The sequence below is a fragment of the Streptomyces sp. JLBG701 genome, assembly GCF_058544905.1.
In genome coordinates this window covers 10,890,074-10,903,901 of the sequence record NZ_CM178588.1, presented here as the reverse complement: position 1 = coordinate 10,903,901, position 13,828 = coordinate 10,890,074, and the positions used below count along the sequence as shown (strand labels likewise).

The following is a 13,828-nucleotide window of genomic DNA, read 5'->3' as shown; positions in this document are numbered from 1 at the left end:
TCACCCCTCGTGTTCCGGGTCGGGGAACACGCTGACGTCGGCCGACTCGGCGGTCAGGCCGACGCGTTCACCGAGAGCCGGGGCGCGTCCGGCCGGAAGCTCCAGCCGTACGGCATCGGCGTCCGCGCCGCCGGCAGGGCGGACCGTGACACGTACCAGGGTTCCGACATAGGTGACCGTCTCCACGGTCCCGGTACAGAATCCGTCGCCGGCGGGACACAGTCCGATCCGGCCGGGCTGGATCGCGGCCCGGACCCGTCCGCCGTCCGCGTCCGCCATGGGGCGCGTCTTCAGCAGACCGCCCGTGTCGAGCCGTACGAGTGTGTGCTCCGGTGCCCGCTCCTCGACGCTGCCCTCAAGGAAGTTGGCGGCCCCCAGGAAGTCCGCGACGAACGGGGTGCGCGGGCCCTCGAAGAGCTCCCTCGGGGTGTCGAACTGGTCGATGCGGCCGTCCCGCATGACCGCGATCCGGTCGGAGAGGACGAGGGCCTCTTCCTGATCGTGCGTCACATAAATGACGGTGAGGCCGAGTTCGCGCTGGATGCGCTTGATCTCGGTCTGCAGCTGGTCGCGCAGCTTCTTGTCGAGGGCGCCGAGCGGCTCGTCCATGAGGATCACGGGTGGCCGGTAGACCAGGGCCCGGCACAGGGCGACGCGCTGCTGCTGGCCGCCGGAGAGTTCGCGCGGGCGGCGCCGGGTCATGCCGTTCAGCCCGGCCATCTCCAGCGTCTCGCCGACCCGGCGGCGCAGCTCCGCCTTGGGTACGCCGCGCAGTTGGAGGGGGAAGGCGACGTTGTCCCAGACCGTCATGTGCGGGAAGAGCAGGTACTGCTGGAAGACGAAGCCCAGGCCGCGCTTCTGCGGGGCCAGCCGGGTCACGTCACGGCCACCTACGACGATGCTGCCGGAGTCGGGTTCGCAGAACCCGGCGATCATCATCAGGGTGGTCGTCTTGCCGGAGCCGGAGGACCCCAGGAAGGTGACGAACTCGCCCGCCGCGATCTCCATGGAGACCTCGTCGACGGCCGTGACGCCGCCGTACGTCTTGCGAAGTCCCGTCACGGACACGGGTTTTCCGGTGCCGGTGCCGGTCCCCGGCGGCGCTGACGCCACCGAGGGCTCGGACCGCACGTCCAGTTCAGGCATGCGTCCACTCCTGCCAGCGCTTGGAGACGGCTTCCTGGTTCTCGATCCACCACTCGACGTCCAGGTCGAAACCGGACTCCAGGTGCGCGGCCGAGCCGGCGAGGTTGGCGGCGGTGGCCGTGGAGAGCTTCTTGTAGGCGGCGGGCACGGTCGGGGCCATCGGGTACAGCTCGGCGTAGTGCGCCTGCACCTCGGGTCGCAGCGAGAAGTCGATGAGCTGGTAGGCGGCGTCGAGGTTCGAGGCGCCTTTGGGGATGGCGAGGCCGTTGCTCTGGCGGCGGGCGCCGTTCCACTGGTAGGCGAGCGGCGAGCCCTGTTTGATGAGGGCGTCGAGGCGGCCGTGCCACACGCTGGAGGCGACGACCTCGTCGCGGCCAAGGAGCACGCCGGGCAGGGCGCCGGTGTCCCAGAACTTCTTGACGTCGCCCTTGATCGCGTCGAGGGACTTGAAGGCCCGGTCCACGTCGAGGGGGTAGAGCTTGTCCGGGTCCACGCCGTCGGCGAGGAGCGCGAACTCCAGCTCGGGCAGGTCCGCGTCCAGAGCCTGCAGGGCGCGGCTGCCCTGGAACGTCTTGGTGTCCCAGAAGTCGGCCCACGAGGACGGCTTCTTCCCGCCGAAGGCGTCCGTGCGGTACGCCATCACGCTGGCCCAGTAGTTCTTGCCGACCGCGTTGGTGGTGAGCAGGGACTTGGCGATGCCGGCGTTCTTGGAGTTCTTCAGCCGGTCGTAGTCCAGTGTCTCGGTGGCGCCCTCCTGCTTGAAGAGCACGAAGTCGGCCATCGAGTCGTCGATGACGTCGAACTGGGGGCGGCCCTGTTTGATCTGGGCGAGCATCTGCGCGTACTCGATGTTCACCACCTTGACCTGGATGCCGGTCTCCTTGGTGAACGGGTCGTAGATCGCCTTCTGGTTGGCGTCGCCGTAGGTGCCGCCGCTGTTGCGGACGACGAGCGTCTTGGAGTTCTTGCCGTCGCTGTCGACGGACCGGCTGGTGCCGGTGCCGCAGGCGGTGAGCGAGGTGGCGGCGATGCCTGCGGCGACTCCGCCGACTCCGCGCAGGAACACTCTGCGGTCTATCCGGACATCTCTCACCGGGGGCCTCCTGGTGGTGCGGTACGTGATGAGGGCATTGCGTGCTGGGTTCTCGTGCCTGTCGTGCGGTGGGGGGTGGCGACTTGGGAGGGACTCGGGCGTCAGTGGCCGGAGTCTCGGGGAGTGGCGATGGCGGCCAGTTCGGCGCCGGGCGTGACCGTGAGGCCGTGCATCCCGTAGAAGACGCGTCCGCCGGCCGGGGCGTGGACCTTGTGTTCCTGGCCGTCGGCCGGGTCGATGACGCGGCCGATGACCTGGCCCTTCGTCACGTCGTCCCCGGCGGTGCACTCCGGGTACCACAGGCCGGTGGCCTCGGCGGTGACGCCTGCGGCCCAGACCCATTCGCGTACGGGGGCGGCCTCGTCTGCCGTGTCCTGCGGCTCGATGACACCGAGTTGGCGCAGCAGTCCGTACAGGCCGTCGACGAGGCGGGCGGCCGTGTCCGGGTCGCGTTCGCCGAGTTGGCCGGTTTCGACGAGGATCGCCGGGATCCCCGCACGGGCGGCGGCCGCGTGGCTGTTGCCGCCTTCGGCGTCGAGGCCGAGGATGATGTCCTCGATGCCGAGTGAGCGGGCCATGTCGGCGGTCTTCGCATCGAGTTGGGCGTCGCCGGTGAGGCGGTAGCCGACGAAGTCGCGCAGGACCTCGTCGATGCCGCCGGCGTGCAGGTCGACGTAGGCGTCGGCGCCGTCCAGCAGGTGGGCGAAGAGCCAGGCGGCCAGCCGTGCGGTGGGGCCGCCGTCGGGGTCGCCGGGGAAGACGCGGTTGATGTTGACGCCGTCGAGCGGGGAGATGCCGAGCCGTCCCTGGTAGACGGCCGGGGGGTTGGCGACCGGGCAGATGATCACCTGGCCGTTCACCTGGCCGGGTTCCAGGAGCGAGGCGAGCCGGGTGGCGGCGTCGATTCCGGTGAACTCGCCGCCGTGGACACCTGCGGTGATCAGGACACGGGGGCCGGGGTGGGTGCCGTTGACCAGGGTCAGCGGGATGTCGACGGTGAGGGTGCCGAGGTCGGCGGGGGCGGTGCCGCGGGTCTTGGTGCCGAGGGCGGCGCGCAGAGTTCCGACGGACAGAAGGTCGTTGGTCATCGCCGTCACGCCGCCGCTCGTTCGAGGGTGGAGATGAAGTCGATGGGCTGCGGCGAGGCGCCTTCCAGCGCGAGGTCCGCCGCGATGTCGCCCATGGCGGGCGAGAGTTTGAAGCCGTGGCCGGAGAACCCGGCGAGCAGCACCACGTTGTCGTGGCCCGGCAGCGGGCCGACGAGCGGGCGGCTGCTCTCGGTGTAGCCCTCCATGTAGACGGAGAGGCGGACCGGGTCGGGATGCAGGTCGGGCAGGTAGCGGCCCAGCAGTTCGGTGAAGACGTCCAACTCCCCTGGATCCACGGTCCGGTCGAGCCGGTTCGGGTCGCCGGCCGGGCGGTGCAGGGCGCGGGAGAGGCCGAACTTGACGGAGACGCCGTCCGGGGAGGGCAGGCCGTAGCAGTGGGTGGGCGCCGTACGGATGAAGGCCGGGCGTTCCTCGCCGGACCAGTCCTCGGTGGTGGGCACGTACCAGGCGTTGATGAGCCGGCGGATGTCCACCTCCCACGGCAGGTCCGGCAGCAGGTCGTTCACCCACGGGCCGACGGTGACCACGGCCGTGTCGAACCGCTCGGTGCCCGCGTCCGTGCGGATCTCCACTCCCCCCGTGACCGGCACGATCTCGCGGACCGGGGTGTAGCGGTGGATGCGGGCGCCGAGTTGCTCCGCGCGACGGGCAGCGGTCTGGATCGTCAACTCGGGCCGGATGAAGCCCGCGTGGCGGTCGAGCACGGCGGCGTCGCCGTCCTCGATGCGGAACTGCGGGAAGCGTTTGGCGAGTGCCTCGGCGTCGAGGACCTCGTGGTCGAGGCCGTGCTCGGCGATGGACTGAAGGACGGTCGCCATCTGTTGGTGTTCCGTGGGACCCATCAGGAGGCATCCGGTCAGGCGGCGCAGTTCGCGGCCGGTCTCCCGCTGGAGCTCCTCCCACAGGGCGTCGGCGTGCTTCAGCAGCGGGACGTAGCGGGAGTCCTCGAAGTGGGCGCTGCGGAAGATCCGGGTCTCGCCGCCGGCCGCGCTGCGGTCGTGGCCGGGGGCGAAGCGGTCGTAGCCGACGACCTCGGCTCCGCGGGCCGCCAGGCGCCAGGCGGCCTGGCTGCCCATCGTTCCGACGCCGACGACGGCGACGCGCTTGCTGGCTGACACGAGGGGTTCCTTTCGTATCCCGGGGGCAGAAGTGCCGGACATCCCGGTATGCGGAGTTGGAAATTCCGGTAGAGGCGGCGGCTGCGGGGTCACATCTCGCGCTGTCCGGAGGAGCGGGGCCGCGGAACACTCCCTTGAAGAGCCGTGCCACAATGTGGCACGCTGTGCTAGAATCTGGCACGAGAATGGCAGTGGCCGTGACGGGGGTCAAGAGGTTGCCGTCAGACCATTCGCAGGATTAACAGGGGGAAATCAGATGGAAATGAAGAGCGTGACCAGGTCACTGCGCATCCTGGAGGCGGTCGCGCAGCACCAGCCGGTGACGGTGGGGGAACTGACCAAGCTCTTCGGACTGCCCAAGTCGACCGTGCAGCGCACGCTGGTCACGCTGAACGAGGCAGGGTGGCTGCGCGCCAACCGCAAAGACACCACGCGCTGGGAGATCGGCGCCCGGGTGCTGGCCGTACGACCGGCGGCGCTCCAGGGATCGAGCCTGTTCGCGGCCGCACGGGAACCCATGATCCGGCTGCGGGACGCGGTCAACGAGACCATTCACCTCTCGGTACCGGACGCCTTGCAGTGCATGGTGGTCGTGGACCGGGTGGACTGCGATCACGCGGTACGGACGTTCCACACCATCGGCGACACCTCGCCGCTACACGCCACCGCCACGGGTCGCACGATCCTCGCCCATTTGCCCAGGGCCGACGTGGACGAGCTCGTCGGCCGCGGGCTGGAGAGCTACAGCGAGTCCACGCCCACGGAACCCGACCGCCTGCGGGCCGAGTTGGAGCGGGTGCGGACCGACGGCTACGCGCTCAACCGCAATCAGTACCGGCCGGATGTGTGTGCGGTGGCCGCGGCGATTCTGGACGAGGACGGCACGCCGCTCGCCTCCGTGGCCGTGTCCATGCCGGACTCGCGGTACGAGGCCGAACGGCTCCCCGAATGGGGGCGGCTGGTCGCGGACACGGCTGCGGAGATCGCCGCACGGCGCATGGGGGTGTGAGGCGGGCATGGAGCGGACCGGCGCCCGAACTCAGCGCGGCTCCATGGCAGTTGCGTCCCTGACGTAGCCCTTCTCCTTGTCGACCACGTTCCGCAACGGCCGCCCTTGTCTCCTGCGTCCGAGGTTCTCCAGGAACAGGTCCGCCAGGTCGGCGCGCCAGCCGGTCACCTCGCCCGCCGTGTGGGGGGAGACGATCACGCCGGGCATGTCCCACAGTGGTGAGGCGGCGGGCAGCGGCTCCTGTGCGAAGACGTCCAGGGCCGCTCCGGCCAGGCGGCCGTCCGCGAGGTGCTTCACGAGCGGCTCCTCGTCGACGAGGCCGCCCCGGCCGACGTTGACCAGCCGGGCTCCCGGTTTCATCGCCGCGAGGACGGAGGCGTCGACCATGCAGCGGGTGGCCGGTGTGAGCGGGGCCGCGAGGATGACGTAGTCCGCCTCGGCGAGCGCGGTCCGCACACTCGCGCCGTCGTGCACCGTCCCGAAGTCCGGATCGTCGGCGCGTGCGGTGCGCCCGGCGCCGCACACCCGCATGGCGACGGCGCGCAGCATGCGGGCCACGGCACGGCCGATGGGCCCCGTCCCCCACACCAGTGCCGTGCGGCCGCCGATGCGCTCGCTGTCGCGGGGCCGCCATTCGCGGCGCCGCTGGTGCTCCCAGGTGCCGGGGAAGTCCTTGGCGAGGGCGAGGATCAGGCCCAGTACGTATTCGGCGATGGCCTGGTCGTAGACGCCCCGCGAGTTGGTCAGCACCACGTTCGGGTTGTCGACCAGCGCCGGGAAGAGCAGCGGGTCCACTCCGGCGGCGGCCACGTGGACCCAGCTCGGGGCCACGGCCGGATCCTCGGGCCAGGCCGCGGCGACCGCGGAGGTGAGCGAGTGCCAGCACAGGAGGATGTCCGCGCCGGGCAGCAGGAGCGGCAGTTCCTCCTCGGTGGCGTACACCGTGTCCGCGAGACGTTCGATGTGCTCGGCGTTCGGCGGCAGGACACCCTGGTGCAGGATGACCAGCCGGTCAGCCACGGCCGTCCGCCACGGAGACCACGGGGATGGCAAGGTACTTGTACTCCAGGAACTCGTCGATGCCGACCCGTCCCCCCTCACGGCCGAGCCCGGACTGCTTGACTCCGCCGAAGGGCGCGGCGGGGTTGGAGACCAGGCCGGTGTTGATGCCGACCATGCCGGTCTCCAGCCGCTCCCCCACGCGCAGCGCGCGGTCGAGGTCCTGGGTGAACAGGTAGCCGACCAGGCCCCATTCGGTGTCGTTGGCTGCGCGGACGACCTCGCCCTCGTCGTCGAAAGTGAGGATCGCGGCGACCGGGCCGAAGATCTCCGCCCGCATCAGCTCCGAGTCCGCGCGGACCTCGGTGATCACCGTCGGCGGGTAGAAGTGGCCCGGCCCGTCCGGGACTTCGCCTCCGGTCAGCACCTTGGCGCCGCGCGTCACGGCGTCCTGGACGAGGCCGTCGGCCTTGACGCGCCCGGCGGCGTCGATCAACGGGCCCACCTGGGAGCCGGGTTCGGTGCCCGGCCCGACAGCGAGTGCGGCCATGCGTTCGGCGAGCCGTGTGGCGAACGCGTCCGCGACCGCGCGGTGCACGAAGAAGCGGTTGGCGGCGGTGCACGCCTCGCCCATGTTCCGCATCTTCGCGACCATCGCGCCCTCGACCGCCCGATCCAGGTCCGCGTCCTCGAAGACGATGAACGGCGCGTTGCCGCCCAGCTCCATGGAGGTGCGTACGACGGTGTCGGCGCACTGGGCCAGCAGCAGCCGCCCGACCTGGGTCGAGCCGGTGAAGGACAACTTGCGCACACCGCCGCCGCGCAGCAACGGCTCGACCACCCCGGCGGCGTCCGTCGTGGTCACCACGTTGAGCACACCCTCGGGCAGCCCCGCCTCGGCGAGGATTGCGGCGAGCGCCAGGCTGGAGAGCGGGGTCTGCGGGGCGGGCTTGAGGACCATGGTGCAGCCCGCCGCGATCGCGGGACCAATCTTGCGAGTGCCCATGGCGAGCGGGAAGTTCCACGGCGTGATCAGCAGACAGGGGCCCACCGGCTGCCGCATGACCAGCACGCGGTTGGCTCCGTCGGGGGTCCGGGTGAACCCGCCGTCGATCCGCACCGCCTCCTCGGAGAACCAGCGGAAGAACTCAGCCGCGTAGCCGACCTCCCCGCGCGCCTCGGCGAGGGGCTTGCCCATCTCCAGGGTCATCAGGAGGGCGAGTTCCTCGCGCCGGTCGAGGATGATCTCGTAGGCGCGGCGCAGGATTTCGCTGCGGGCGCGGGGCGCGGTCGCCGCCCAGGCCTCCTGCGCCGCCACCGCTGCGTCGAGGGCGCGTTGCCCGTCGGACGGTGAGGCGTCGGCGACCTCGCACAGCCGCTCGCCGGTCGCCGGGTCGTCCACGGCGAAGCGGCCGCCGTCGGCCGCGTCCTGCCAACTCCCGCCGATGAACAGCTGCTTGGGGACATTGTCGACGACAGACGTGGTGGTGGTCATCAGCGGGTGCCTCCGGGCGGGTTCGGGTCGAGCAGTTGGGCCAGGTGCCGGGCCTGCGGACCGTCGGGGCCGGTCAGGTGGGCCGCCTGGGTGCGGCAGCTGAAGCCGTCGGCGAGGACGGTGGCGTCGGGGTCGAGTGCGGCGAGTTTCGGGGCGAGGGAAAGGGCGCCGACGGCCATGGAGGTGTCGTAGTGCTCCGTCTCGAAGCCGAAGTTGCCGGCCAGTCCGCAGCAGCCGTTCGCCTCGTCGACATGCCCGACGCCCAGGCGGCGCAGCAGCACGCTCTGGGTGGTCTCGCCGAAGACGGCGTACTCGTGGCAGTGGGTCTGGAGGGTGACGCGGTCGGGGACGGCCGCGGGTTTCCAGTCGGCGTCGGCGAGTTCGGTCAGCGCGCCGGAGAACGTGCGGATGCGTGCGGCGACCCGGCGTGCGGCGTCCGTGCCGAGGAGGGCGGGTGCGTCGTGGCGGAGTGCGGCGGCGCAGCTCGGTTCGGGCACGACGATCGGCAACTCGCCCTCGGCGTCGAGTCGTTCGACGGTACGGGTCATCACGCGCCGGGCGATGCCGAGTTGGCCGGTGCTGACCCAGGTGAGCCCGCAGCACAGCCCGTCGCGCACGGACGCGGGGACACCGGCATCGGCCAGGACCCGGGCGGCGGCTGCGGCGATGTCGGGGCGGAAGGCGCGGGTGAAGGAGTCGACGAGCAGCACGGCGGCCGGGGTTGCCGGCTGTGGCGGCAGGTGCGCGCGAAGCGCTCGACGCGGGGCGAAACCCGGCAGGGTGCGCTCAGTCGTCACTCCGCCGAGCCGTACGACCAGCCGGCCCAACGGTCCGCCGAGGACGGCGTTGACCGGGCGGGCGAACCAGCGGGCCAGCGCCGCCCACCAGGGCAGCCAGCCCAGGCTGTAGTGACTGCGCGGGCGCAGCCGACGCCGGTAATGCCGGTGCAGGAACTCCGACTTGTACGTCGCCATGTCGACGCCCACCGGACAGTCGGCGGCGCAGGCCTTGCAGGACAGGCACAGGTCGAGGGCGTCATGCACCTCCGTCGAGCGGCTGCCGTGGGTGATCACCGTCTCCGGTCCGCCGCGCAGCATCTCCTGCAACAGCCGGGCGCGGCCTCGCGTGGAGTCGCGTTCGTCGTGGGTGGCGCGGTAGCTCGGGCACATGGCTCCGCCGGTGTCGCTACGGCAGCGGCCCACACCGATGCAGCGGCTGACCGCTTCGGCGAGGCCGCCCGGGTCGTCGGGGAAGGTGAAACCCCCTTCCGGCGCACGGGAGTTGATCGGATAGAGCGCGAGGTCGGCGTCGACAGCCGAGGGGTCGACGATCACCCCCGGATTGAGGATGCCGTCGGGGTCGTACAACCGCTTGTAGAAGGCGAACGCAGCCCGCATCCGCGTGCTGTACATGGTGGCGAGGAGCGCGCTGCGGGCGCGTCCGTCGCCGTGTTCGCCGGACAGGGTGCCGCCGTGCGAGACGACCAGCGCGGCGGCTTCCTCCAGGAAGGCGCGCATGGCCGCGGCGCCCTCCTCGGTCGCGGGGTCGAAGTCGATGCGGACGTGGATGCAGCCCGCGCCGAAGTGCCCGTACAGCACGCCGGTGAAGTCGTGCTTGGCGAGGAGAGCGCGGAAGTCCCGGAGATAGTCGGCGAGTTGGCGGGGGTCGACAGCGGCGTCCTCCCAGCCCGGCCAGGACGTGCCGCCGTCGACGAGGCGGGCGGCGAGTCCGGCGCCGTCCTCGCGCACGCGCCACAGGGAGCGGCGTTCGGCCGGGTCGTCGATGACGCGACCCGCCACCATCCGCTCCCCCGCGCGGAGTTCGCCGAGCAGATCGGCGGCCCGCTCGTCGGCGTCGGCCTGGTCGGTGCCGTCGAGTTCGACGTACAGCCAGGCGGCACCCTCGGGCAGACCGGTGACCGCCTGCGGGCCACGCCGGTGACGCAGGGTCGCCACGATGGCCTCGTCCATGCCCTCCACCGCGGTGGGTCGGTGACACAGGATCTCCGGGACGTCCAAGGCGGCGTCCACCACGTCCCGATAACCGAGCGCGAGCAACGTGGTGGCCGCGGGCAGAGGATGCAGTCGTACGGTCGCGCGGGTGATGATCGCGCAGGTGCCCTCGGTACCGACCAGGGCGCGGGCGGCGTGGCGGCCGTGCTCCGGCAGGAGGTGGTGGAGTTGGTAGCCGGAGACCTGGCGGGGGATGCGGCCGAGTTCGGTGCGCAGGGCGGCGAGGTTGTCGTCGACGAGCCGGGTCAACGAGGTGTCGAGGGCGGCGATTTCCGCGGCGTGCTCGCCCTCGATCGCGCGCACTCCCCCGGCTCCGGCCACCGCGCGCACACCCGTGGACGTCACGATCTCCAACTCCTCGACATGCTCGACCGTCCGGCCGTAGCGCACCGAGTGGTTGCCGCACGCGTCGTTCCCGATCATCCCGCCCAGCGTGCAACGGCTGTGGGAGGACGGGTCGGGGCCGAAGAACAGGCCGTACGGTGCGGCGGCGCGCTGGAGGTCGTCGAGGACGACGCCGGGTTCGACGACGGCGGTGCGCGTGTCGGGGTCGACTGAGATCACCCGGTTGAGATGGCGGGAGAAGTCGAGGACCACACCGGGCCCGATCGCGTTGCCGGCCATGCTGGTGCCCGCCCCGCGCGCGGTGAGCGGGATACGCAGGTCGCGGCAGGCCCGTACGAGTGCGACCACGTCCTCGGCGGAGCGCGGGAAGGCGACGGCGAGGGGCGGCACCCGGTAGTTCGACGCGTCGTACGCGTACTGGGCGCGCCGCCCGTCACCGGAGTCGACCTCCAGGCCCGGAGCCGTCCGGGCCAACAGGTCGACCAGGGAGCGGGCGTCGCTCATCCGGCCGTGCCCGCCGCGACCGCGGCCGACCAGGCGCGCAGCCCCTCGTCGATCGCGGCCGAGTCGACGATCAGCGGCGGGATCATGCGGACGACGTTGCCCCAGGGGCCGCAGGGCAGCAGGAGCAGCCCCTCCTGGACGGCGGCCCGCATCACCTGGGACGCCGTCTCGGGGTCGGGCTCGCCCGTCTCCGTAACGAACTCGCTCGCCAGCATCAGGCCAAGGCCGCGCACGTCACCGATCGCGGGGTTCTTCGCGGCGACCTCCTCCAGCCCCGCGCGCAGCCGGGCGCCCATGGCGGCGGCGTTCGCGACCAGGTTCTCCTCCTCGACGACGTCGAGCGTGGCGACGGCCGCGGCGCAGGCGACCGCGTTCCCGCCGTACGTACCGCCCTGCGAACCGGGCCGGGCCTTGCGCATCAGCTCGGTGGAGGCGGCGATCCCGGACAGGGGGAAGCCGCTGGCCAGGCCCTTGGCCGTGATGAGGATGTCGGGGCGGACGCCGAAGTGCTCGTGGCCCCAGAAGCGGCCGGTGCGGCCGACGCCGGTCTGGATCTCGTCGAGGATCAGCAGGATGCCGTGGCGGTCGGCGCGTTCCCGCAGGCCTTGCAGGAAGGCGGAGTTGGCGGGGACGTAGCCGCCCTCCCCGAGAACCGGCTCGACGATGATCGCGGCGGTGTCGTCCGGGTCGGAGACGGTCTGCAGCAGCTGGTCGAACTCGCGCAACGCGAACCGGGTCGCCGTCTCCTCGTCCCAGCCGTAGTGGAACGCGTGCGGGAACGGTGTGATGACGACACCGCCCATGAGGGGGCCGAACCCGGTGCGCACCTTGGTACCGGAGGTGGTCATCGACGCGGCGGCGACCGTACGGCCGTGGAAACCGCCGTGGCAGACGACGACGTTGGGGCGGCCGGTGGCCTGGCGGGCGAGCCGCAGCGCCGCCTCCACCGCCTCGCTGCCGGAGTTGGCGAAGAAGAGGCTGTCCAGCCCCTCGGGCAGGACCGTCCCGAGCCGCTCGACGAGACGCTTCAGCGGCGGGTGCATGACCGTCGTGTACTGGCCGTGGATCAGCGTGGCCACCTGCTCCTGCGCGGCGGCGACCACCCTGGGATGGCAGTGGCCGGTGCTGGTGACGCCGATGCCCGCGGTGAAGTCCAGATAGCGGCGGCCGTCGGTGCCGAAGAGGTGGACTCCCTCGCCGCGTTCGGCGACGACCGGTGTGGCCTGGCGCAAATGCTCGGACAGTTGGCTCATACGGCGGTCTCCCACGGCGTAGAAGGTGCGGGCGGGGCACCTTTCACCCTGTGGGCGGTGCGGCAGGAGGGTCAACGGCCAACATGTTCCCCCGGCACGCCCGGTGTGGACGGTCTGTCAACCGGAAGGCGGCCGCGGAACAGACTGTCCACCCGCCGCACGCAAAGCGAACACGGTGTTCATTGACGGTGGCCGTGCGCTGAACCAGGGTGAAGGCCAACCCCGGACCGCCTCACCGCCCCACTTCTCACCTCGGTGACCTGTCGGTCTCTCCGGCGTACAGCGGCGTACGCCTTCGAATGCTTGACGCACGACCTCCTCCGCCCCGCGTCCCCAGGAGCCTCAAGCATGTCCGTGACCTCGTCCTCCACCACCCCAGGGGCCTCGTCGCTCGACGACGCGCCCGTCAGTTCCTTCCACCGCCGGATCATGGCGGTCGCCATGGGCGGCCCGTTCTGCGACGGCTATCTGCTCGGCGTGATGGGCGTCGCCCTCGGCCTCATCACCCCGGCCCTCGGCCTCGACACCCTGTCGACCGGCCTCGTCGCCGCGTCCGTCCTGATCGGCGTGTTCATCGGCGGTGCGGTCTTCGGACCGATCACCGACCGGGTCGGCCGTCATCTGATGTACGTCCTCAACCTGGCCGCCTTCGTGGTCTTCTCGGCGCTGCAGTTCTTTGTCACCGAGGCCTGGCAGCTCATGGTGCTGCGGCTGCTCATCGGTATCGCGATCGGCGCCGACTACCCCATCGCCTCCGCCCTCACCACCGAACTGGTCCCCCGCCGGCTGCGCGGCCCGGCGCTGTCCGGCCTGGTGCTGGCCTGGTGGGTCGGGTACGGCGTGAGCTACTGGGTGGGCTGGGCGCTGACCGGTCTCGGTGACGACGCCTGGCGCTGGATGCTCGCCTCCGGCGTGGTGCCCGCGGTGATCTTCCTCGTCTTCCGGGCCGGCATACCCGAGTCGCCGCGCTGGCTGGCCTCGCGCGGCCGGATCGACGAGGCGCGGGCGGTCGTACGCAAGCACCTGGGTCAGGAGGTCGACACCGCCGAACTCCTCTCCGAGACACGTCAGGAGAAGCGCGGCGGTTCGGGTCTCGGCAACCTCGTCGAGATCTTCAAACGCGGCTACGCGGTCCCGGTCGTCTTCTGTTCCGTCTTCTGGATCTGTCAGGTCGCGCCCGCCTTCGCGGTCCGCTCCTTCCAGCCGCAGATGCTGTCCGCGTTCGGCGTCGAGAGCACCTACGGCGCCAGCGCGCTGATCACCACCATCGCGGTGGCCGGCATCGCGCTCGGCCTGGTGGTCGTCAACCGGATCGGCCGCCGCCCGCTGCTGATCAGCACCTTCGTCTGCATCAACGTCTCACTCATCGCGCTGGCCGTGCTGCCGCTGCACTGGGCGTTCCTCGTGGTGGCCCTGTTCGCCGCCTTCCAGTTCTTCGAAGCGGCAGGCAGCGGGCTGCAGTTCGTGTACCCGAGCGAGCTGTTCCCGACCGACCTGCGCGCCACGGGCGTGGGCATCGCGACCGCGATGAGCCGGGTCGGCTCTGCCACCTCCACCTTCCTGCTCCCGATCGCCGCCGACGACCTCGGCGTGCGCGGCACGCTCGGCATAGCGGTCGTCATCACCCTGGTCGGCCTCGCCGTGTCGTACTTCCTCGCCCCCGAGACCAAGGACCTGGGCCTGACCGAGGCCAGCAGCCGTTCCTGAAGATCCTGAACACCCCTCCCCCAGCAAGGAGTTCAGTC

Annotated in this window: 10 protein-coding genes; 2 read left to right on the top strand and 8 right to left on the bottom strand. The window is 71.2% G+C overall.

Features of this window, described 5'->3' with window-relative positions; genetic code table 11:
* The 4 genes from AC5DRG_RS49900 to solA all read right to left on the bottom strand — a co-directional run bounded on the left by AC5DRG_RS49900 (nt 1) and on the right by solA (nt 4,466).
* A complete protein-coding gene (locus tag AC5DRG_RS49900; RefSeq protein ID WP_491806984.1) occupies nt 1-1,146 on the bottom strand; it encodes an ABC transporter ATP-binding protein in 1,146 nt (381 codons plus the stop codon).
* A complete protein-coding gene (locus tag AC5DRG_RS49895; protein ID WP_491806983.1) occupies nt 1,139-2,239 on the bottom strand; it encodes an ABC transporter substrate-binding protein in 1,101 nt (366 codons plus the stop codon). Before AC5DRG_RS49895 ends, AC5DRG_RS49900 begins: the two co-directional genes overlap by 8 nt.
* A gap of 101 nt (nt 2,240-2,340) precedes the next feature.
* Nucleotides 2,341-3,327 carry a succinylglutamate desuccinylase/aspartoacylase family protein gene (locus tag AC5DRG_RS49890; protein WP_491813381.1) on the bottom strand — a complete coding sequence of 329 codons (987 nt, stop codon included), beginning with the start codon at nt 3,325-3,327 and terminating at the stop codon, nt 2,341-2,343.
* A 5-nt stretch (nt 3,328-3,332) separates the two neighbouring features.
* The gene (solA, locus tag AC5DRG_RS49885; RefSeq protein ID WP_491806982.1) at nt 3,333-4,466 is read right to left on the bottom strand and encodes an N-methyl-L-tryptophan oxidase; all 1,134 of its coding nucleotides are present in this window, start codon (nt 4,464-4,466) and stop codon (nt 3,333-3,335) included.
* A gap of 262 nt (nt 4,467-4,728) precedes the next feature.
* On the opposite strand from solA, the gene AC5DRG_RS49880 reads away from it, so the two are divergent.
* Nucleotides 4,729-5,475, top strand: a complete 747-nt coding sequence (locus AC5DRG_RS49880; RefSeq protein WP_491813380.1) for an IclR family transcriptional regulator — start codon at nt 4,729-4,731, stop codon at nt 5,473-5,475.
* A gap of 30 nt (nt 5,476-5,505) precedes the next feature.
* Here the strand turns inward: AC5DRG_RS49880 and AC5DRG_RS49875 are convergent, their stop codons facing one another.
* Genes AC5DRG_RS49875 through AC5DRG_RS49860 form a run of 4 tightly spaced genes read right to left on the bottom strand, consistent with a single transcriptional unit; the run spans nt 5,506 to nt 12,083 of the window.
* Entirely contained in the window at nt 5,506-6,495 is a 990-nt protein-coding gene (locus AC5DRG_RS49875) for a D-2-hydroxyacid dehydrogenase (RefSeq protein WP_491806981.1), read from the bottom strand.
* Entirely contained in the window at nt 6,488-7,969 is a 1,482-nt protein-coding gene (locus AC5DRG_RS49870) for an NAD-dependent succinate-semialdehyde dehydrogenase (RefSeq protein ID WP_491806980.1), read from the bottom strand. The genes AC5DRG_RS49875 and AC5DRG_RS49870 overlap by 8 nt, the downstream gene beginning before the upstream one ends.
* Nucleotides 7,969-10,830, bottom strand: a complete 2,862-nt coding sequence (locus AC5DRG_RS49865) for an FAD-binding and (Fe-S)-binding domain-containing protein (RefSeq protein WP_491806978.1) — start codon at nt 10,828-10,830, stop codon at nt 7,969-7,971. Before AC5DRG_RS49865 ends, AC5DRG_RS49870 begins: the two co-directional genes overlap by 1 nt.
* The gene (locus AC5DRG_RS49860) at nt 10,827-12,083 is read right to left on the bottom strand and encodes an aspartate aminotransferase family protein (protein ID WP_491806977.1); all 1,257 of its coding nucleotides are present in this window, start codon (nt 12,081-12,083) and stop codon (nt 10,827-10,829) included. The genes AC5DRG_RS49865 and AC5DRG_RS49860 overlap by 4 nt, the downstream gene beginning before the upstream one ends.
* A gap of 348 nt (nt 12,084-12,431) precedes the next feature.
* Between AC5DRG_RS49860 and AC5DRG_RS49855 the strand changes: the two genes are divergently transcribed.
* On the top strand, nt 12,432-13,790 hold the full coding sequence (locus tag AC5DRG_RS49855) for an MFS transporter (RefSeq protein WP_491806976.1): 1,359 nt from the start codon (nt 12,432-12,434) through the stop codon (nt 13,788-13,790).
* Nucleotides 13,791-13,828 lie beyond the last annotated feature (38 nt).

What these genes read in the sequence shown, in the direction of transcription:
- AC5DRG_RS49900 (WP_491806984.1), bottom strand. Translation starts at nt 1,146, where the DNA reads ATGCCTGAACTGGACGTGCGGTCCGAGCCCTCGGTGGCGTCAGCGCCG.
- AC5DRG_RS49890 (WP_491813381.1), bottom strand. Translation starts at nt 3,327, where the DNA reads ATGACCAACGACCTTCTGTCCGTCGGAACTCTGCGCGCCGCCCTCGGC.
- AC5DRG_RS49880 (WP_491813380.1), top strand. Translation starts at nt 4,729, where the DNA reads ATGAAGAGCGTGACCAGGTCACTGCGCATCCTGGAGGCGGTCGCGCAG.
- AC5DRG_RS49870 (WP_491806980.1), bottom strand. Translation starts at nt 7,969, where the DNA reads ATGACCACCACCACGTCTGTCGTCGACAATGTCCCCAAGCAGCTGTTC.
- AC5DRG_RS49865 (WP_491806978.1), bottom strand. Translation starts at nt 10,830, where the DNA reads ATGAGCGACGCCCGCTCCCTGGTCGACCTGTTGGCCCGGACGGCTCCG.
- AC5DRG_RS49860 (WP_491806977.1), bottom strand. Translation starts at nt 12,083, where the DNA reads ATGAGCCAACTGTCCGAGCATTTGCGCCAGGCCACACCGGTCGTCGCC.
- AC5DRG_RS49855 (WP_491806976.1), top strand. Translation starts at nt 12,432, where the DNA reads ATGTCCGTGACCTCGTCCTCCACCACCCCAGGGGCCTCGTCGCTCGAC.